Source organism: Enterobacter sp. ECC_219_Taxon_10 (genome assembly GCF_058354905.1).
The window spans coordinates 1,843,752-1,862,815 of the sequence record NZ_CM178005.1 but is presented as its reverse complement, the minus strand read 5'-3'; the positions used below and the strand labels follow the sequence as shown (position 1 = coordinate 1,862,815).

13 protein-coding genes, 2 tRNA genes and 1 other RNA gene are annotated in these 19,064 nt (G+C 57.3%); 7 read left to right on the top strand and 9 right to left on the bottom strand.

Annotated features, from left to right (window positions below; all coding sequences use genetic code 11):
* Window positions 1-81 precede the first annotated feature (81 nt).
* Window positions 82-1,020, bottom strand: a complete 939-nt coding sequence (gene ghrA / locus AC4ICF_RS08820; RefSeq protein ID WP_116340734.1) for a glyoxylate/hydroxypyruvate reductase GhrA — start codon at window positions 1,018-1,020, stop codon at window positions 82-84.
* A 232-nt stretch (window positions 1,021-1,252) separates the two neighbouring features.
* On the opposite strand from ghrA, the gene AC4ICF_RS08815 reads away from it, so the two are divergent.
* Window positions 1,253-1,340 (top strand) — tRNA-Ser (locus AC4ICF_RS08815).
* A 298-nt stretch (window positions 1,341-1,638) separates the two neighbouring features.
* On the opposite strand, the gene AC4ICF_RS08810 is transcribed toward AC4ICF_RS08815, so the two are convergent.
* A complete protein-coding gene (locus AC4ICF_RS08810) occupies window positions 1,639-2,544 on the bottom strand; it encodes a LysR family transcriptional regulator (protein ID WP_316378895.1) in 906 nt (301 codons plus the stop codon).
* A 109-nt stretch (window positions 2,545-2,653) separates the two neighbouring features.
* On the opposite strand from AC4ICF_RS08810, the gene AC4ICF_RS08805 reads away from it, so the two are divergent.
* The 4 genes from AC4ICF_RS08805 (at window position 2,654) to AC4ICF_RS08790 (ending at window position 4,635) form a co-directional block, all read left to right on the top strand.
* Window positions 2,654-3,514: a pirin family protein gene (locus AC4ICF_RS08805; protein ID WP_491466207.1), complete on the top strand. Its 861-nt coding sequence runs from the start codon at window positions 2,654-2,656 to the stop codon at window positions 3,512-3,514.
* A 26-nt stretch (window positions 3,515-3,540) separates the two neighbouring features.
* A complete protein-coding gene (locus AC4ICF_RS08800) occupies window positions 3,541-4,218 on the top strand; it encodes an isochorismatase family protein (protein ID WP_032638688.1) in 678 nt (225 codons plus the stop codon).
* 147 nt (window positions 4,219-4,365) lie between these two features.
* A tRNA-Ser gene (locus AC4ICF_RS08795) sits at window positions 4,366-4,453 on the top strand.
* Between the two features lie 44 nt (window positions 4,454-4,497).
* Window positions 4,498-4,635: non-coding RNA, RtT sRNA (locus tag AC4ICF_RS08790), on the top strand.
* Between the two features lie 61 nt (window positions 4,636-4,696).
* Here AC4ICF_RS08790 and AC4ICF_RS08785 read toward each other — a convergent pair.
* The 5 genes from AC4ICF_RS08785 to efeU form a co-directional block, all read right to left on the bottom strand.
* Window positions 4,697-6,202 (bottom strand): alanine/glycine:cation symporter family protein, encoded by a 1,506-nt coding sequence (locus tag AC4ICF_RS08785; RefSeq protein WP_316378893.1) that lies wholly within the window; start codon window positions 6,200-6,202, stop codon window positions 4,697-4,699.
* Window positions 6,203-6,584: 382 nt separating this feature from the next.
* Window positions 6,585-7,376 carry a phosphate starvation-inducible protein PhoH gene (gene phoH / locus AC4ICF_RS08780; RefSeq protein WP_029740192.1) on the bottom strand — a complete coding sequence of 264 codons (792 nt, stop codon included), beginning with the start codon at window positions 7,374-7,376 and terminating at the stop codon, window positions 6,585-6,587.
* A 499-nt stretch (window positions 7,377-7,875) separates the two neighbouring features.
* Window positions 7,876-9,159: an iron uptake transporter deferrochelatase/peroxidase subunit gene (gene efeB / locus AC4ICF_RS08775; protein ID WP_491466206.1), complete on the bottom strand. Its 1,284-nt coding sequence runs from the start codon at window positions 9,157-9,159 to the stop codon at window positions 7,876-7,878.
* A 5-nt stretch (window positions 9,160-9,164) separates the two neighbouring features.
* Window positions 9,165-10,292 (bottom strand): iron uptake system protein EfeO, encoded by a 1,128-nt coding sequence (gene efeO, locus AC4ICF_RS08770; RefSeq protein ID WP_316378891.1) that lies wholly within the window; start codon window positions 10,290-10,292, stop codon window positions 9,165-9,167.
* 40 nt (window positions 10,293-10,332) lie between these two features.
* Window positions 10,333-11,166 carry an iron uptake transporter permease EfeU gene (efeU, locus tag AC4ICF_RS08765; RefSeq protein WP_192983067.1) on the bottom strand — a complete coding sequence of 278 codons (834 nt, stop codon included), beginning with the start codon at window positions 11,164-11,166 and terminating at the stop codon, window positions 10,333-10,335.
* 251 nt (window positions 11,167-11,417) lie between these two features.
* Here efeU and AC4ICF_RS08760 point away from each other — a divergent pair, with 251 nt between their 5' ends.
* Window positions 11,418-12,602, top strand: a complete 1,185-nt coding sequence (locus tag AC4ICF_RS08760) for a NupC/NupG family nucleoside CNT transporter (RefSeq protein WP_047368266.1) — start codon at window positions 11,418-11,420, stop codon at window positions 12,600-12,602.
* Window positions 12,603-12,650: 48 nt separating this feature from the next.
* Here AC4ICF_RS08760 and AC4ICF_RS08755 read toward each other — a convergent pair whose 3' ends face one another.
* Both AC4ICF_RS08755 and putP read right to left on the bottom strand, forming a co-directional pair.
* Entirely contained in the window at window positions 12,651-13,070 is a 420-nt protein-coding gene (locus AC4ICF_RS08755) for a DUF3574 domain-containing protein (RefSeq protein WP_316378890.1), read from the bottom strand.
* A gap of 70 nt (window positions 13,071-13,140) precedes the next feature.
* Window positions 13,141-14,649: a sodium/proline symporter PutP gene (gene putP / locus AC4ICF_RS08750; protein WP_316378889.1), complete on the bottom strand. Its 1,509-nt coding sequence runs from the start codon at window positions 14,647-14,649 to the stop codon at window positions 13,141-13,143.
* 422 nt (window positions 14,650-15,071) lie between these two features.
* Here putP and putA point away from each other — a divergent pair, with 422 nt between their 5' ends.
* Window positions 15,072-19,034 carry a trifunctional transcriptional regulator/proline dehydrogenase/L-glutamate gamma-semialdehyde dehydrogenase gene (putA, locus tag AC4ICF_RS08745; protein ID WP_316378888.1) on the top strand — a complete coding sequence of 1,321 codons (3,963 nt, stop codon included), beginning with the start codon at window positions 15,072-15,074 and terminating at the stop codon, window positions 19,032-19,034.
* Window positions 19,035-19,064 lie beyond the last annotated feature (30 nt).

Sequence of the window (19,064 nt, the reverse complement as noted above, 5' to 3'; positions counted from 1 at the left end):
TCTCTCCTCTGCGTTTTTTCCAAAGGATAGCAGTTATCAGCGGCGAATATTAGCAAAAACCCGGCGAACGCCGGGTTTCTCTCAGTAGCCGCGCTGTCTGTCGACCTGTCCGGTAACCGGATTACCCTTCTCTATTTCACCGATCGTGTGCGAGATATAGGCCACCGCCTCGGCCGGTCGCGTGACGGCGGCCACGTGCGGCGTCATGGCCACGCGCGGATGTCGCCACAGCGGGCTTTCCTCCGGCAGCGGTTCACGGCTGTAAACATCCAGCATGGCGCCTTTAAGCTTCCCGCTGTCCAGCGCCTTCAGCAGATCCGGCTCGACCAGATGCACCCCGCGCGCCAGGTTCATCAGGTAGCTCTGATCGACCAGCTGATTGAGCAAGGCTTCATTGATGATCCCTACCGTTTCCGCCGTATTGGGCAGCAGGTTGATCAGCACGCGCGTGCCGCTCAGGAAGGCCGGAAGCTCATCCGTTCCGGCAAAACTCTCAACGCCCGGATAATCTTTACGGCTGCGGCTCCAGCAGCGCAGCGGGAAGCCCCACGGGGCAAGCGCTTCAGCCACTTTTGAGCCCAGCACGCCGGCGCCGAGGATGCCGATTGTAAAATCTTCGCGACGGTAATCCGGCAGCGGCTCCCAGTGGGCCTGCTGTTTAAAGGCTTGATAATCGTCGAAGCGGCGGAACCAGTGCAGCACCTGGCTCACGGCATATTCCTGCATTTGCTGCCCCATTCCGGTATCTTCCAGGCGGAACAGAGGGATCTCTTCCGGCAGCATTTCAGGGTGTGCCTTTAGTTTGCTCAGAATGGAATCCACGCCGGCCCCGAGTGCAAACACGGCTTTCAGCTTACGGCCCTGAAGCATTTCCACCGGAGGATGCCAGACCAGCGCGTAGTCGGCATGTTCGTTATCGCCCCGCTTCCATTCACGAACGCGAGCGCCCGGCAGCGCCGCAGAAAGCGCTTCAATCCAGTAAGCCGTATCAAAAGTGGGGTGATAGAAGAGTATATCCATAGTCATTCCTGCCTTTTATTGCGCTGATTTAGTTTGCTTTTTAACTGGACGGTCAGCATAGCAAATTTATTGCGCGACTGTGTTGTTGATAAAAAAGACGCTTTCAGCACATTTAAGAATCATGTTGCCTGAAGTTTGTCTAAACGCGCTAAATTACTGAAAAAGTGAGTTGACGGCAGTTCGGCTTTTCCTTACATTAGCGCCCGTCCCGACAACAACGGGATGACAATATGGTGAGGTGTCCGAGTGGCTGAAGGAGCACGCCTGGAAAGTGTGTATACGGCAACGTATCGGGGGTTCGAATCCCCCCCTCACCGCCATATTTAAAGAAGAGCTCGCATGAAAATGCGGGCTTTTTTTTCGCATGTTGCATGCCTGTGGGGGGGATGAGAATCCCCGACCGGGGTTCGACAACTGGCGCAGCCAGTTGGACAGACTGAGAGCGTAGCGAACAGGCTGCCCGAAGGGCGAGCGAAGCGAGTCAATCCCCCCGGAGCTATAAGCAGCTCGGTGCGGTCTGAGCCCCTCACCCTAACCCTCTCCCCAAAGGGGCGAGGGAATTGTTTACTGCTCGCATTAGTTTCGGGGGATTCCTCAGCCCGCAGGGCGAGGGGATTGTTACTCCTCCACCATCCGCGCATACTCTTCGGTAAGAAAATCCACCAGCGTTCTGACCGACGGCAGTAAACCACGCCGGGAAGGATAAACCGCGTGAATAACTTCCCGTCTGGGTTCCCATGCGTCCAGCACCCGCACCAATTCCCCTGATACCAGCTGATCCTTGACCATCAAAATCGGCAGCTGCACGACCCCTACCCCCGCCATTGCCGCTTCACGCAGCGCCAGCATGTCGGTGGTAATCAAGCGCGGCGTAAAGTGAATCTCCGCTTTTGCCCCGTCCGGCCCGCCCAGTTCCCATTTATGCAGCTGCTTTCCCGCCCCCATGCTCAAGCCCGGCCATTCGCTCAGCTCAGAGGGCACGGCAGGGTTGCCCATCTGCTCAATCAGCGCAGGGCTCGCCACCAGGCAGTGCCCCCTGTCTGCCAGCACTCTTAACACCAGATCGCTGTCGTCAAAGGGACGTGGACGAACGCGGATCGCCACGTCAATGCCCTCGCCCACCAAATCGACTCGCCGGTTGGTGGCCTCAAGCTGAAGATTGATCCCCGGATAGCGCGCCATAAAGCGCGCCAGCATCGGCCCCACGTGAACGTGCAACAGGGTTACCGGGCAGGTGATCCTGACCACACCGCGCGGCTCGGCCTGTAACGCCGCCACCGCCTCTTGCGCAGCTTCGGCCTCCACCATCATCGCTTTACAGTGCTGATAGAAGGTCTGCCCGACTTCGGTCACCGTAAACTGCCGCGTAGTGCGCTGGATCAACCGCACGCCAAGGCGCTCTTCCAGCTGAGCAATCCGGCGGCTCAGTTTCGACTTGGGCTGATCGAGCGCCCGACCCGCCGCCGCAAACCCACCATGGTCCACCACCTTCACAAACCACGCGAAATCATTGAGATCCTGCATACGCCCTCATCGTTCCATTTTCAGAACAGTGAATGTCAATTTCACTATCTACCGGGATATTAACCCTGAATATAAGCTAATTACATCAACAGAACATCAGGAGCTCATCATGAAAAACGTAACAGGCGTTTATACCGCACCTCGTCCGGACTGGGTCGGTGACGGTTTCCCGGTTCGTTCAATGTTTTCTTACCAGACGCACGGCGAGCCGCTGAGCCCGTTCCTGCTGCTGGACTACGCCGGACCGTACACCTTCCCGGCGGACGGCGCGAAACGCGGCGTGGGCGAGCATCCTCATCGCGGCTTTGAAACGGTCACTATCGTCTACTCCGGGGAAGTGGAGCACCGCGACTCAACCGGCAGAGGTGGCGTTATTGGCCCGGGCGACGTGCAGTGGATGACGGCAGGCGCAGGCATCCTGCACGAGGAGTTCCACTCCAGCGCGTTCTCGCAGAAAGGTGGCGAGCTGAAAATGATGCAGCTGTGGGTCAACCTGCCTGCCAAAGACAAAATGGCGACGCCTGGCTACCAGAGCATCACCAAAGCGGAGATCCCGGTGGTTACGCTGCCGGATAACAGCGGCACGCTGCGGGTCATCGCCGGTCGCTTTGAGGACGTGACGGGCCCGGCACATACTTTCTCACCGCTGAACGTGTGGGATCTGACGCTACGCCAGGGCAGCCATCTGACGCTCAATCAGCCCGAAGGCTGGAGCACGGCGCTGGTGGTGCTTGAGGGCAGCGTGACGGTGAACGGCACTACGACCGCGGGTGAAGCGCAGCTGGTCGTGCTGAGCCAGAGCGGCGACAGGCTGCATCTGGAAGCGAACAGCGACGCGAAAGTGCTGCTGATGGCCGGCGAGCCGCTGAATGAACCGATTGTGGGCTACGGCCCGTTTGTGATGAACAGTAAAACCGAGATCGCGGAAGCCATTCGTGATTTCAATTCCGGCCGCTTCGGCCAGATCTGAACGTAATCGTAATAAAGGAGAAGAACATGTCTACACCTGCGAATTTTAATGGTACCCGTCCGGTTATTGATGTGAACGATGCGGTGATGTTGCTTATCGATCACCAGAGCGGGCTGTTCCAGACCGTCGGCGACATGCCCATGCCGGAGCTGCGCGCCCGTGCGGCGGCGCTGGCAAAAATTGCTACGCTGGCGAAGATCCCGGTGATCACCACGGCCTCCGTTCCACAGGGACCGAACGGCCCGCTTATCCCGGAGATCCACGCCAACGCGCCGCATGCGCAGTATGTGGCACGCAAAGGTGAGATCAACGCCTGGGATAATCCGGAGTTCGTGGCGGCGGTAAAAGCCACCGGTCGCAAGACGTTAATTATTGCCGGCACAATCACCAGCGTCTGCATGGCCTTCCCGTCCATCAGCGCGGTGGCGGACGGCTATAAAGTGTTTGCGGTGATTGATGCTTCCGGCACCTACAGCAAAATGGCGCAGGAGATCACCCTGGCACGCGTGGTCCAGGCCGGTGTGGTACCAATGGATACCGCCGCGGTGGCCTCTGAGATCCAGCGCACCTGGAACCGTGAGGACGCGGCTGAATGGGCTGAGGTGTATACCCACATCTTCCCGGCTTACCAGCTGTTGATCGAAAGCTACGGCAAAGCACAGGAAGTGGTTAAAAACAGCGAAGTACTCGATTCACAGCGTTAATCCCCTGCTCCACGGCGTAAAAACCGTGGAGCTGATTAATGCTTAACCGAACAGGCACTAAAGCTGAAAATCTGCTTGACCGTGTTAGCGCAACTCCCTATAGTAGCGCCCCGTTGCCCCCCAAGCGGTCAGGCAGCAAAACAATATGGTGAGGTGTCCGAGTGGCTGAAGGAGCACGCCTGGAAAGTGTGTATACGGCAACGTATCGGGGGTTCGAATCCCCCCCTCACCGCCATATTTAAGATGAGAGCTCGTACGAAAGTACGGGCTTTTTCTTTTATATTCTCCGAAAAGGGGGGGATGAGAACCCCCGACCGGGGTTCGACAACTGGCGGCAGCCAGTTGGACAGACTGAGAGCATAGCGAACAGGCTGCCCGCAGGGCGAGCGAAGCGAGTCAATCCCCCCCGGTGCGACACGAGCTGCCTCACCTACAAAAAAAAGCCCGTACAAAACCACGGGCCTGTCTCAACTATTCCTCAGCTATTCAGCTTTCCAGCCGGTTGCTTTCCCTCGGGAGCAGTTCTCTGGCCGATATTCAAACCCTCTTCATCCTTGCGCTCCTCCAGCCAGTAATCCGCATTTTTAATCCCCAGTCGAATCGGGTCAAACTGTGGATCCAGCCCCTGCGCATTCTGAATTTCATAATCCTTCAGGCTGGCAAACGCTTTTTTATGCAGCAGAACAATGGCAATAATGTTCAGCCATGCCATCAGCCCTACCCCAATATCCCCCAGCCCCCATGCCAGATCCGCGGTGCGAACCGTGCCATATACCGTCGAAGCCATCAGACATAACTTAAGCAGGAACGTCAGCCATGGACGGTGAATTTTACGGTTGATGTAGGCGATATTGGTTTCGGCAATATAGTAGTAGGCAATAATCGTGGTGAAGGCAAAGAAGAACAGCGCAATAGCAACAAAGTAATTACCAAAGCCCGGCATCATACTTTCCATTGCCGTCTGCACGTAGCCAGGACCTGCGGCCACGCCTGCAATTCCCGTATAAAGCGCGGCGCCGTCGACGCCCTGGACGTTATACAGCCCGGTAATCAGCAGCATAAACCCGGTCGCGGAGCAGACAAACAGCGTGTCGATATAGACCGAGAATGCCTGAACCAGCCCCTGCTTCACCGGGTGGCTCACCGCCGCCGCGGATGACGCATGCGGCCCGGTCCCCTGCGCCGCTTCGTTAGAATAGACGCCGCGCTTAACGCCCCACATAATCGCCTGACCGAGGATGGCGCCAAAGCCTGCTTCCAGGCCGAACGCGCTTTTCCAGATCAGCAGAATAACCGAAGGGAGCTGGTTAATATTAATGGCGATAATCACGCAGGCGACAATAATATAGCCCAGCGCCATAAATGGAACGACCATACTGCTAAAGCTGGCGATCCTTTTCACACCGCCGAAAATTATAAAGCTTAACAGCACAGCAAGTAATGCCGCCGTCACGTTCGGACTCAGACCAAAGGCAATATCCAGGCTCGCACCAATTGAGTTTGCCTGCACGCCCGGAAGTAATAACCCGCAGGAGAAAATAGTCACAATGGCAAATAACCATGCGTACCACTTAACGCCTAAACCTTTTTCAATATAAAAGGCAGGACCACCGCGATATTCGCCGTTAATTTTTTCTTTATAAACCTGACCCAGAGTGGATTCGACAAAAGCTGAACTGGCACCTAAAAAAGCGACTATCCACATCCAGAAAAGCGCGCCCGGACCGCCAAAAGTAATTGCCGTGGCCACACCAGCGATATTCCCTGTCCCCACACGGCCTGCCAGCGTCATCGTCAGCGCCTGAAACGACGACACGCCTGCATCCGTAGGACGCCCCTGGAACATCAGGGTAATCATATGTTTGATATGACGTAACTGCAGAAAGCGGCTACGAAGAGAGAAATAGAGGCCAACACCCAGACATAAAAATATTAACGCAGGGCTCCAGATTACACCATTAATAGCACCAACCAGTTCGTTCATGTATGACCCTCAGCGTGATGTTTCGGGGGAACGGATCCCCTGTTGTGTTTCTTCTTAGAATTTTGTTCGAACAAGTACGAAACATAGATAACTCCCCTGAAGACACAACTTAATTTTTACTTCGTAGTAATGTTCTGTGACAACATTCACGTTTGATTTTCAATTAACGATTAGCGCGATCATTATCTGCATAGATATTTTGTGGGTATTATAAACATATGTCACACTTCTACCGCTCAAATAAAAAGCAGCCGTAAAAAAATTAATAATCGAAATGGTTAATTATCAATAACAGGTGAATTCTGCAAAGAATAAAAGACGCTTCCCGGCATGACGCCGGGAAGAAATTACAGGAAAGCGGCAAAACGATAATGCTTTACCTTTAGTCGGAATAGACCTGCAGCGTGCGCTGACACAGCGCTGAACGCACGCAGTCCTCTTTGGTGAAGCGTACCACCCCAATCATCTCATCTTCCTCAAAACGTGACATGGCGTCGCTCAGCCCGGATTTTACGCCGGACGGCAGGTCACACTGGGTAATATCGCCGTTAACGATAACCGTCACGTTCTCCCCGAGGCGCGTTAAGAACATCTTCATTTGCGCAGCGGTCACGTTCTGAGCCTCGTCAAGAATGACGACCGCATTTTCAAATGTACGTCCGCGCATATAGGCGAACGGCGCGATTTCCACCTTGCCAATCTCTGGCCGCAGGCAGTACTGCATAAAAGATGCACCCAGTCGCTTCACCAGCACGTCATAGACGGGCCTGAAGTAAGGGGCAAACTTCTCCGAAATGTCTCCGGGCAGGAAGCCGAGATCTTCATCCGCCTGCAGTACCGGACGGGTAACAATAATGCGCTCCACGTCCTTATGAATCAGCGCTTCCGCCGCTTTGGCCGCACTGATCCACGTTTTCCCGCATCCGGCTTCACCGGTTGCAAAGATGAGCTGTTTACTCTCGATAGCATTCAGGTAGTGCGCCTGAGCCTCATTGCGCGCCACAATTGGAGAATTATCACGGCTGTCTCGGGCCATGCCAATTGCTTCTACGCCACTCATCTGCACAAGCGAGGTGACCGATTCTTCTTCACGCTGTTTATGGCTACGTGAGTCCCGTCTCAGCACACGTTTTGCTTCGCGACGAGCTTTGATCACTGCTTTTTGTCTTCCCATGGATAGCACCTTGAGTTGTTGGTATTCATCACACGCGCCAGCTTCGGCACGATTATGCGCACGAACATCAGAGGGTTGGCTTCCTTGTAAGCCATTGCTTGCTTTATCAGATGACGATACAGAACGGCTACGCGCACCGGTCTGCACGTCGGTCGAATCAGATTCTTGAGGTGTGGGGGAGAATTTAGTGGTGAGGAAATCGCTGCCGGAGTCTGAGCCTCCGCGCCGGGTGCTGCGGTTGTTATGTTTACCTTGTCCAGTACAGGACGCAACCATTCGCGATCTCCATAGTGATTCAGCATCACTGCCGGGAACTACCGCTGTCTTATCTTAAGTACATCAGGAGTTATCATAAATGCAACATTTATTTTACCTGAATGCAACTTTTCAGACTGCTCCTGCAGCGGATTCAGTCTTATATAGAAATATTACAGAAATATAACAATATGTTAGTCATATGAAAAAATAATGTCCCTGCGAACTATCGCAGGGACAATTATCAGGCTTCGAGCAGCCCTTGAGCGAGATACGCACCAGCATCGCGCGCGCCGGGCAGGGCAAAGAAATAGCCGCCGCCGATGGGCTTAATGTACTCTTCCAGCGCTTCACCGTTTAACCGCTTCTGCACCGTCAGGAAACCTTTCTCCAGATCGTGCTGATAGCAGACGAACAACAGCCCCATATCAAGCTGCCCGGAGTTGGTCACGCCCAGTGAATAGCTGTAACCACGGCGCATCATCAGGCTGGACTGCGTCTCTTTGGTGCGCGGGTTAGCAAGGCGAATATGGCTGTCGAGCGCGATAACGTCGCCATCCGGATCGCTCGCATAGTCAGGCACATCATGCTCGTGCTTCATACCCAGCGGCGCCCCGCTCTGCTTGTCGCGGCCGAAAATCGTCTGCTGCTCTTTCAGCGGCGTGCGGTCCCAGAACTCCACGTGGAACTGGATAATCCGCACCGCCTGGTAGCTGCCGCCCACCGCCCACGCCGGTTCGCCCTGATCGGCAGTGACCCACACCACCTCCTTCATAAGCGCACCATCGTGACTGTCCGGGTTGGCCGTACCGTCCTTAAAGCCCAGCAGGTTCACCGGGGTCTCTTTCCCCTTGCTGCGCGCGGCGTGATCGGAGATAAACCCTTCCCGCTTCCAGCGCACGCTCAGCAGATCCGGCGTGTGCTTGATGATATCGCGCAGGGCGTGGATCACCGTGTCCTGGGTATTGGCACAAATCTGCAGGAGCAGGTCGCCGTGGCACAGCGCCGCGTCGAGGGAGTCATTCGGGAAGCGCGTCATTTTTTGCAGCGCTTTTGGCTTCTGCTTTGCCAGGCCATAGCGGCCATCAAACAGCGACTCCCCCACCGACACGGTGATGGTCAGGTTATCCGGCGCGATAAACGCCCCGAGGATACCGGAATCCATCGGCGGCAGGCGCGGGTTTGGCGTCTCCGGTGCCGGACCGCCCGCGGTAAGAAACGCGATGCGCGCCGCCAGCAGGCGGAACAGCCGCTCCAGATCCGCCTTATCGCTGGCCAGCGAATCAAAGGCCACCAGCATCATGGAAGCTTGCTGCGGCGTCAGAATGCCCGCCTGGTGCTCACCGTAAAACGGCTGCGTCTCCATCCGGGCATCCGGAGACAGCGTGCCGGGAGCGCTTTGCGGTTTCGCCGCATGCGCAACCGGGCAGCCACCTGCCAGGGCAAGCGCGCCGCCCAGCGCCCCGACCCCTTTTAACAAACGACGTCGGGAAGGTTCCGCCACGTCGTGCTCGTCATGCTTGTTCATCGTGCTTAGTCCAGACCCAGTACGCCGCGCAGCAGGGAGAGATCTTCCGCCAGGGTCGTAATCGGGCCTTTCAGCGCATTACGGTCAGCGTCGGTCAACTTGTCGTAGGTTTCGAACCCGTCTTTGGTGCGGTATTTCGCCAGAATGGTGTCCACTTTTTTGAAGTTGGCATCCACTTTCGCCAGCAGTTCGCCGTTCTCTTTCTGCAGTTGAGGACGCAGCAGGTCGACAATTTTCTGCGCGCCGTCGACGTTGGCCTGGAAGTCCCACAGGTCAGTATGGCTGTAGCGATCTTCTTCCCCGCTGATTTTGCTCGCGGCCACTTCTTCAATCAGCCCCGCCGCGCCGCCCACCACTTTCGACGGCGGGAAGGCCAGCTCGCTGATGCGCTTTTGCAGCTCCAGCACGTCGGCGTTCAGCTGCCCGGCATATTTCTCCATTCCTTTGGTGGTGTTATCGCCAAACAGGGCTTTTTCCAGACGGTGGAAGCCGGTGAATTTCGGATCGGCGGCCTTCTGCTCGTAGTCGTCTTCACGGGCATCAATGCTGCCGTCAAGGTCAGAGAACAGTTCGGCAATCGGCTCGATGCGCTCGTAGTGCTGGCGGGTTGGCGCATACAGGGATTTCGCTTTTTCGATATCGCCCGCTTTCACCGCTTCGGTGAAGGCTTTGGTGCCCGTAACCAGGTCCGTCGTCTCTTTGGTGACGTAGGCTTTATAGGCGGTGATGGCGTCGCCCAGGCTCAGCAGGGCCGTGCCTTTGGCGGCGTCCGCCGTCGCTGCACCTTTGACGATCAGCTTGCCTTTCGGATTGGTCAGCAGGCCGCAGGTCATGTCGTATTCACCCGGCTGCAGGTTGGCGGTCATCTTCTGGCTGAAGCCCGGGGCGATATTCTCGCGCTCTTCCACCACCATCACGCCTTTGAGGATCTCCCACTCCAGTGCCTTCTGGCTATGGTTCTGAATAATAAACTGGGTTTTCCCGCTGTTAACCGTGATGGTCATCGGATCGCACTGCTTATCGTTGACGGTGACTTTCACCTGCGGAATATCCGCAGCCTGCGCGGTGAAGGCAGAAGCGAACAGCGCGGCAATGCCTGCGCACAATGCACTACGACGAAACTGAATTGCCATGACTCTTCCCTTAAAAAGTATGTTGTAACTAAAACGATAATTACGGCGCTACGCGCGACGTCTGCGAACCGGTACGCGGCGGCATTGCAAACAGCACCAGCGCCGGAACCAGATAGATAAAGTACATCGCCACTTCGCTGACGCTCGGCGTTTCCTGGTAGCCGAAAATGCCTTCAAGCAGGGTGCCGGTCAGTGAATGGGTGGAGAGGACGTTGCTGAGATCGAACGCCACGCCCTGGAAGTGGTTCCACAGGCCCGCCTCGTGGAAGGCGCGGATCGCCCCTGCCGCCAGCCCCGCGGCCACCAGCAGAATGAACAGGCTGGTCCATTTAAAAAAGGCGCCCAGGTTGAGGCGAATGCCGCCCCAGTAGAGCAGGAAGCCCAGCACCACCGCCGTTGCCAGACCAAGCATGGCACCCAGCGGCGGCCAGATGCCCACGTCCTGCTGGAATGCCGCCAGCAGGAAGAAGACCGATTCCAGCCCCTCGCGCGCAACGGCGAAAAAGACCATCATAATCAGCGCCCAGCCGTGGTGATTCCCCTTCTGCAGGGCGTTATCCACCGCCTGCTCCAGCTGCACCTTCACGTTGCGGGATACTTTGCGCATCCAGAAGACCATCCACGTCAGGATGAACACCGCAATCACGGCGACGATACCTTCAAACAGTTCTTGCTCTTTCTGCGGGAATTCGCCGGTGGTTTCATTGATGAGGATACCTAAACCCAGGCAGAGCGCCGCGGCAAGGAAAACGCCAACCCACATCACGCCAATCCAGCGCCCTCGCTGGGTGCGCTTCAGATAACTGGCGATAAGGCTGACAATCAGGGCCGCTTCAAGGCCTTCACGTAACATAATGAGAAATGGAACAAACATGCCGACACCTTAAATGTTTATCGCGGTCAACTGATGCAAAGAAAGGTAAATTCTTGTGATAGTGATTATCATTACGGCGAAAAGAAACACAAGCGAAATGTGTGGTGATTTGATGACGAGTTGTAAACGCAAAGCCTGTTAATAGTTACCACCGTTACCGTTAAGTTTATAAGTTATAATAAAAATGCCCATTTACGGTTAACCAGCGCTGTGGCTAAATATCCGCCTCAAAAACCAACTGAAAATAACCCATGTTTAAGATTGTTCATTTCCTGCTGGCGCTGGTGATTATTCTTGCGCTCGCCTGGCTGGTGAGTTTCGACCGCCGAAAAATTCGCATTCGTTATGTTTTACAGCTGATAGTTATTGAAATTGCGCTGGCGTTCTTTTTCCTGCACGCCGAAAGCGGGCTTTTCCTGATTAAATATGTTTCCGGCTTCTTTGAGTCACTGCTGAAATTTGCCTCGGAAGGGACGAATTTCGTCTTTGGCGGAATGGGTGAAAAAGGGCTGGCGTTTATTTTCCTCGGCGTGCTTTGCCCGATTATTTTCATTTCAGCGCTGATTGGTATTCTCCAGCACTGGCGGATCCTGCCGATTTTTATTCGAATCATCGGCACGCTGCTGTCAAAACTGAACGGCATGGGCAAGCTGGAATCCTTCAATGCGGTGAGCTCGCTGATCCTCGGCCAGTCGGAAAACTTTATTGCCTACAAAGGCGTGCTGGGGGATCTCTCCTCACGTCGCCTGTTCACCATGGCGGCCACGGCCATGTCGACGGTCTCTCTGTCGATTGTCGGCGCCTATATGACCATGCTCGACGCCAAATTTGTCGTTGCCGCGCTGATCCTGAACATGTTCAGCACCTTTATTATTCTCTCGGTTATTAACCCGGTGCGTCCGGAAGCCGAGCCGGATATCAAGCTGGAGAAGCTGCACGAATCCCAGAGCTTTTTTGAAATGCTCGGCGAGTATATTCTGGCCGGTTTTAAGGTGGCGATGATTATTCTGGCAATGCTGATTGGCTTTATCGCCCTCATCAGCGCGGTTAACGCCCTCTTCTCCAGCGTATTCGGCATGAGCTTCCAGCAGATCCTGGGCTATGTGTTTTATCCGCTGGCGTGGCTTATCGGTATTCCGCTGAGCGATGCGCTCAATGCGGGCAGCATTATGGCAACCAAGCTGGTGGCGAATGAATTCGTGGCGATGATTGAGCTGCAAAAAATTGCCCATGAAATGTCACCGCGCGGGCTGGGCATTTTGTCCGTCTTCCTGGTGTCGTTCGCGAACTTCGCCTCCATCGGCATCGTCGCCGGGGCGATTAAGGGGCTGAATGAGCAGCAGGGCAACGTGGTGTCGCGGTTTGGTCTGCGCCTGGTGTACGGTGCGACGCTGGTGAGCCTGCTGTCGGCGAGCTTTGCGGGATTAGTGCTGTAAATTGCTTTGCTACAAAACAACAACGGCGGGATTTCCCGCCGTTTTTTATTAAAACTGCACGCACACCGGCTGGTCGACGCGCATCACCGACTCCTGCGCGAAGCGTGACTTATAAATCCCGCGCAACGCTTCGATGTTCTTCTCGCTCTGGGCATCTTTCCCGTGGATCAGCATCAGCGCCTTGCTCGGCTCGCGCGCCACTTTCCCGTCATTCCCCAGCCACTGCCCGCGCGCATCAAACACCGTTAAGCCATCGCGAAAGCGCGGCGTCACGTCCAGGTCGACAAACTGCTGCCACTCGTTGCCGGTAATCTGCGCCCCGGCAGGCCGATTTAAGCCAAAATAGAGCGTGGTCTGCTGCATCTGGTTATCCGCTTTGCAGATCTCTACCGCCGCGTGCTGCGTGGGAGCGTTACAACCCGCCAGCATCACTAATGCTGCCACCATTAACCCTGTTTTAATCATCATTTATCATCTCGAACTGGTGAACGGTCTGTCCCCTCTCCCCTTTGGGGAGAGGGTTAGGGTGAGGGGAAAATTACTCTGCCTGAAGCTTAGTCGGCGGCGCAGTGTGGTAATGCGCGTCCGCTTCCGCAAAGCGCTTCTGCATGGAGGCTGACGGCGCTTTACCCAGCAGGCTGAACACCACAATACCGATGCTGCCGAAGAGGAAGCCCGGAATGATTTCGTACAGGCCCAGCCATGCGAACTGTTTCCAGACGATAACAGTGACCGCACCGATAATCATCCCGGCCAGCGCGCCGTTGCGGGTCATGCGTGACCACAGCACGGAGAACAGCACGACCGGACCAAACGCGGCGCCAAAGCCCGCCCACGCGTAGCTCACGAGTCCCAGCACGCGGTTTTCCGGGTTGGCCGCCAGCGCAATCGCCACCAGCGCCACCACCAGCACCATAAAGCGCCCTACCCACACCAGCTCTTTCTGGCTCGCGTTTTTACGCAGGAAGGCCTTGTAGAGGTCTTCGGTGATTGCGCTGGAGCAGACCAGCAGCTGGCAGCTCAGGGTGGACATCACCGCCGCCAGGATCGCGGAGAGCAAAATGCCGGCAATCCACGGGTTGAACAGAATTTGCGCCAGCTCGATGAACACGCGTTCGGCGTTCTGGTTCACCGCGCCCGCCTGCGCCGGGTTGTTGTTGAAGTACGCGATACCGAAGAAGCCGACCGCGCACGCCCCCGCCAGACACAGGATCATCCACGTCATGCTGATGCGACGGGCATGCACGATGGTGTGGTGAGAATCCGCCGCCATAAAGCGCGCCAGAATGTGCGGCTGACCGAAGTAGCCCAGCCCCCAGCCCATCAGGGAGACGATGGCCACGAAGTTCAGCCCTTTCAGCATGTCGACGTTTTCGATGCTCTTCTGCTTGATCACTTCCAGCGACTCGCCAAAGCCGCCGACGGTGAAAATCACAATCACCGGGGTCAGGATCAGGGCGAAGATCATCAGGCTCGCCTGCACGGTATCGGTCCAGCTTACCGCCAGGAAACCGCCCACGAAGGTATAGAGGATGGTCGCCGCGGCACCGGCCCACAGGGCGGTTTCGTAACTCATGCCGAAGGTGCTTTCGAACAGACGCGCGCCGGCCACAATGCCGGAGGCACAGTAGATGGTGAAGAACAGCAGGATGACTACCGCAGAGATAATGCGCAGGATGCGGCTGTTGTCTTCAAAACGTCCGGTGAAGTAGTCCGGCAGCGTCAGGGCGTTGTTGTTGGCCTCGGTATGCACGCGCAGACGGCCTGCCACCAGCTTCCAGTTGATCCACGCGCCGACGGTCAGGCCGATGGCGATCCAGCTTTCGGAAATACCAGAGATGAAAATCGCGCCCGGCAGCCCCATCAGCAGCCAGCCGCTCATGTCGGAGGCGCCCGCAGAGAGTGCGGTCACCATCGGGCCTAAACTGCGGCCGCCCAGGATGTAGTCGTCAAAGTTCTTCGTCGAACGCCATGCCAAAAACCCTATCAGGATCATGCCAAAAATATAAACGAGAAATGTCACCAGCATCGGTGTGCTAATAGCCATTCAAATTCTCCAAAATGTCGAGCGACAGCCGTCCGGGCTGCCTTGTTATGTCATCACCGGAACGTAGTGATGTGTGTATGTGTTTCCGTTGGGCGCGCTATCCTGCCGTATGCGCATCCCGCTGACAAACGATTTAACACTGCATTTACATCAAATTCATCCCCGGTTTGATACGAGTTTCCTATAGGTTGCACTCGCTCACGCTTTTACGGGTTGCACCTTTGAAAAGTGTTAACTCCCGCATAAAAACAGGCTTCCCGCACAAAAGCCAGCGCGTTTTTCCAGCTAACCATTCGTTAACAATCCATTCATTTTCCGGGTTGCAAACCAGGTCACATTTAACACGGTTGCACAAAGTTGCAACATGGTGGATATTTCACGCTATCTACAGAACGCTATTACAGAACAACAGGAGTTTTGGCATGGGGATGACCACCATGGGGGTTAAGCTGGATGACGCGACCCGCGAACGGATTAAGACCGCAGCAACCCGCATTGACCGCACACCGCACTGGTTAATCAAGCAGGCGATTTTCAACTATCTGGAAAGGCTGGAGAGCGAAGAAGGCCTGCCGGAGCTGCCTGCACTGCTGGCGGGCGCAGCGAACGAAAGCGACGACGCCGCGACGGCGGTGGAAGAGAATCACCAGCCGTTCCTCGAATTTGCCGAGCAGATCCTGCCGCAGTCCGTCAGCCGCGCCGCCATTACCGGCGCCTACCGCCGTGCAGAAACCGATGCCGTGCCGATGCTGCTGGAGCAGGCCCGCCTGCCGGAAGCCATTGCCGCCCAGGCGCACAGCCTGGCGTATCAGTTAGCCGACAAGCTGCGTAACCAGAAAACCGCCACCGGCCGCGCCGGGATGGTTCAGGGCCTGCTGCAGGAGTTTTCCCTCTCGTCTCAGGAAGGCGTAGCGCTGATGTGCCTGGCGGAAGCGCTGCTGCGTATTCCGGATAAAGCCACCCGCGACGCGCTGATCCGCGACAAGATCAGCAACGGCAACTGGCATTCGCACATTGGCCGCAGCCCGTCGCTGTTCGTCAACGCGGCAACGTGGGGCTTGCTGTTTACCGGCAAACTGGTCTCCACCCACAACGAAGCCAACCTCTCCCGCTCCCTGAACCGCATCATCGGCAAGAGCGGCGAGCCGCTGATCCGCAAGGGCGTGGACATGGCGATGCGCCTGATGGGCGAGCAGTTCGTCACCGGGGAAACCATTGCCGAAGCGCTGGCAAACGCCCGCAAGCTGGAAGATAAAGGTTTCCGCTACTCTTACGACATGCTGGGCGAAGCGGCGCTGACCGCCGCCGACGCGCAGGCCTATATGGTCTCTTACCAGCAGGCGATCCACGCCATCGGTAAAGCGTCCAACGGTCGCGGTATTTATGAAGGTCCTGGCATCTCCATTAAGCTCTCCGCCCTGCACCCGCGCTACAGCCGCGCGCAGTACGACCGGGTGATGGAAGAGCTCTACCCCCGCCTGAAGTCTTTAACACTACTGGCTCGCCAGTATGACATCGGCATTAACATCGACGCCGAAGAGGCCGACCGTCTGGAGATCTCTCTCGATCTGCTGGAAAAACTGTGCTTCGAGCCGGAGCTGGCAGGCTGGAACGGGATTGGTTTCGTTATCCAGGCCTACCAGAAGCGCTGCCCGTTCGTCATTGATTACCTGATTGACCTGGCCAGCCGCAGCCGCCGTCGCCTGATGATCCGTCTGGTGAAAGGCGCCTACTGGGACAGCGAAATCAAACGCGCCCAGATGGAAGGTCTGGAAGGCTATCCGGTCTATACCCGCAAGGTTTACACCGACGTCTCTTACCTCGCCTGTGCGAAAAAGCTGCTCGGCGTGCCGAACCTGATCTATCCGCAGTTCGCCACCCACAACGCCCACACCCTGGCCGCCATTTACAGCCTCGCGGGTCAAAACTACTATCCTGGCCAGTACGAGTTCCAGTGCCTGCACGGCATGGGTGAACCGCTGTACGAGCAGGTGACCGGAAAAGTGGCGGACGGCAAGCTGAACCGCCCGTGCCGCATCTATGCTCCGGTGGGAACCCACGAAACCCTGCTGGCGTACCTGGTGCGTCGTCTGCTGGAAAACGGCGCGAACACCTCCTTCGTTAACCGCATCGCCGACACCACCCTGCCGCTGGACGAGCTGGTGGCCGATCCAGTGCAGGCCGTTGAGAAGATGGCGGCGCAGGAAGGCCAGATTGGCCTGCCGCATCCGAAGATTGCCCTGCCGCGCGAGCTGTATGGCGCCGGTCGCGTTAACTCGGCGGGTCTGGATCTCGCCAACGAACACCGTCTGGCGTCCCTCTCCTCTGCCCTCCTCAACAGCGCGCTGCAGAAGTGGCAGGCCAAACCGATGCTGGAGCAGCCCGTTGCAGACGGCGAAATGCAGCCGGTGATCAACCCGGCAGAGCCAAAAGACATCGTCGGCTACGTGCGTGAAGCGACCGAAGCGGAGGTTGACCAGGCGCTGGACAGTGCGGTGAACAACGCACCAATCTGGTTCGCCACCCCGCCGCAGGAGCGTGCCGCGATTCTGGAACGCGCCGCGGTGCTGATGGAAGATCAGATGCAGTCGCTCATCGGCATTCTGGTGCGCGAAGCGGGTAAAACCTTCAGCAACGCCATCGCCGAAGTGCGCGAGGCCGTTGACTTCCTGCACTATTACGCCGGTCAGGTGCGCGATGATTTCGATAACGAAACCCACCGTCCGCTGGGTCCGGTGGTCTGTATCAGCCCGTGGAACTTCCCGCTGGCGATCTTCACCGGCCAGATTGCCGCCGCTCTGGCCGCAGGCAACAGCGTGCTGGCAAAACCGGCAGAGCAAACCCCGCTGATAGCCGCGCAGGGCATCAACATTCTTCTGGAAGCCGGCGTGCCGGCGGGCGTGGTCCAGTTGCTGCCGGGCCGCGGTGAAACCGTCGGCGCTAAGCTGACCTCCGATAACCGCGTGCGTGGCGTGATGTTTACCGGTTCGACCGAAGTGGCGTCTCTGCTGCAGCGCAATATTGCCACCCGTCTGGATGCGCAGGGCCGTCCTACCCCGCTCATCGCGGAAACCGGCGGCATGAACGCCATGATCGTTGACTCCTCTGCCCTCACCGAGCAGGTAGTGGTCGACGTGCTGGCCTCCGCCTTCGACAGCGCTGGTCAGCGCTGCTCCGCCCTGCGCGTGCTGTGCCTGCAGGACGACGTGGCGGACCACACGCTGAAGATGCTGCGCGGCGCGATGGCCGAATGCCGCATGGGCAACCCGGGCCGTCTCACCACCGACATTGGGCCGGTGATCGACGCGGAAGCCAAAGCCAACATTGAAAACCACATTCAGGCCATGCGCGCGAAAGGCCGTCCTGTGTTCCAGGCGGTGCGCGAGAACAGCGAAGATGCCCGCGAATGGCGGACCGGCACCTTTGTGCCACCAACGCTGATTGAGCTGGCAAGCTTCGACGAGCTGAAAAAAGAGGTCTTCGGCCCGGTGCTGCACGTGGTGCGCTACAACCGTAACAACCTGAACGAGCTGGTTGAGCAGATCAACGCCTCCGGCTATGGCCTGACGCTCGGCGTTCATACCCGTATCGACGAAACCATTGCGCAGGTCACCGGCAATGCTAAAGTCGGGAACCTGTACGTCAACCGCAACATGGTAGGTGCAGTCGTGGGCGTGCAGCCGTTCGGCGGTGAAGGTCTCTCCGGCACCGGTCCGAAAGCGGGCGGCCCGCTCTACCTGTACCGCCTGCTGGCGAACCGTCCAGAGAACGCCCTGGGCGTGACGTTGGCACGTCAGGATGCACACTATCCGGTGGATACGCAGGTGAAAGCCGTGCTGACCCAGCCGCTGGAGGCGCTGATCGCCTGGGCGGAAAAACGTCCTGAACTGCGTGCCGTTGCCCAGCAGTACGGCGAGCTGGCGCAGGCGGGCACCCAGCGTCTGCTGCCGGGTCCAACCGGCGAGCGCAACACCTGGACGCTGATGCCGCGCGAGCGCGTGCTGTGCGTGGCCGATAACGAGCAGGACGCGCTGGTGCAGCTGGCCGCCGCGATGGCAACCGGCTGTGAGGTGCTGTGGCCGGAAGACGCGCTGCATCGCGATCTCGCCAAACAGCTGCCGAAAGCGGTCTCGGCCCGTATTCGCTTTGCGAAGGCCGATGCGCTGCTGACGCAGCCGTTTGATGCCGTGATTTACCACGGCGATTCCGACCAGCTGCGCGAACTGTGCGAGCAGGTTGCGGCTCGCAGCGGGGCCATCGTTTCCGTGCAGGGCTTTGCGCGCGGGGAAACCAACCTGCTGCTGGAGCGCCTGTACGTGGAGCGCTCGCTCAGCGTCAACACCGCGGCGGCGGGGGGTAACGCCAGCCTGATGACAATCGGCTAACGCTGTGCTAATAAGGCTCCGGAGACGGAG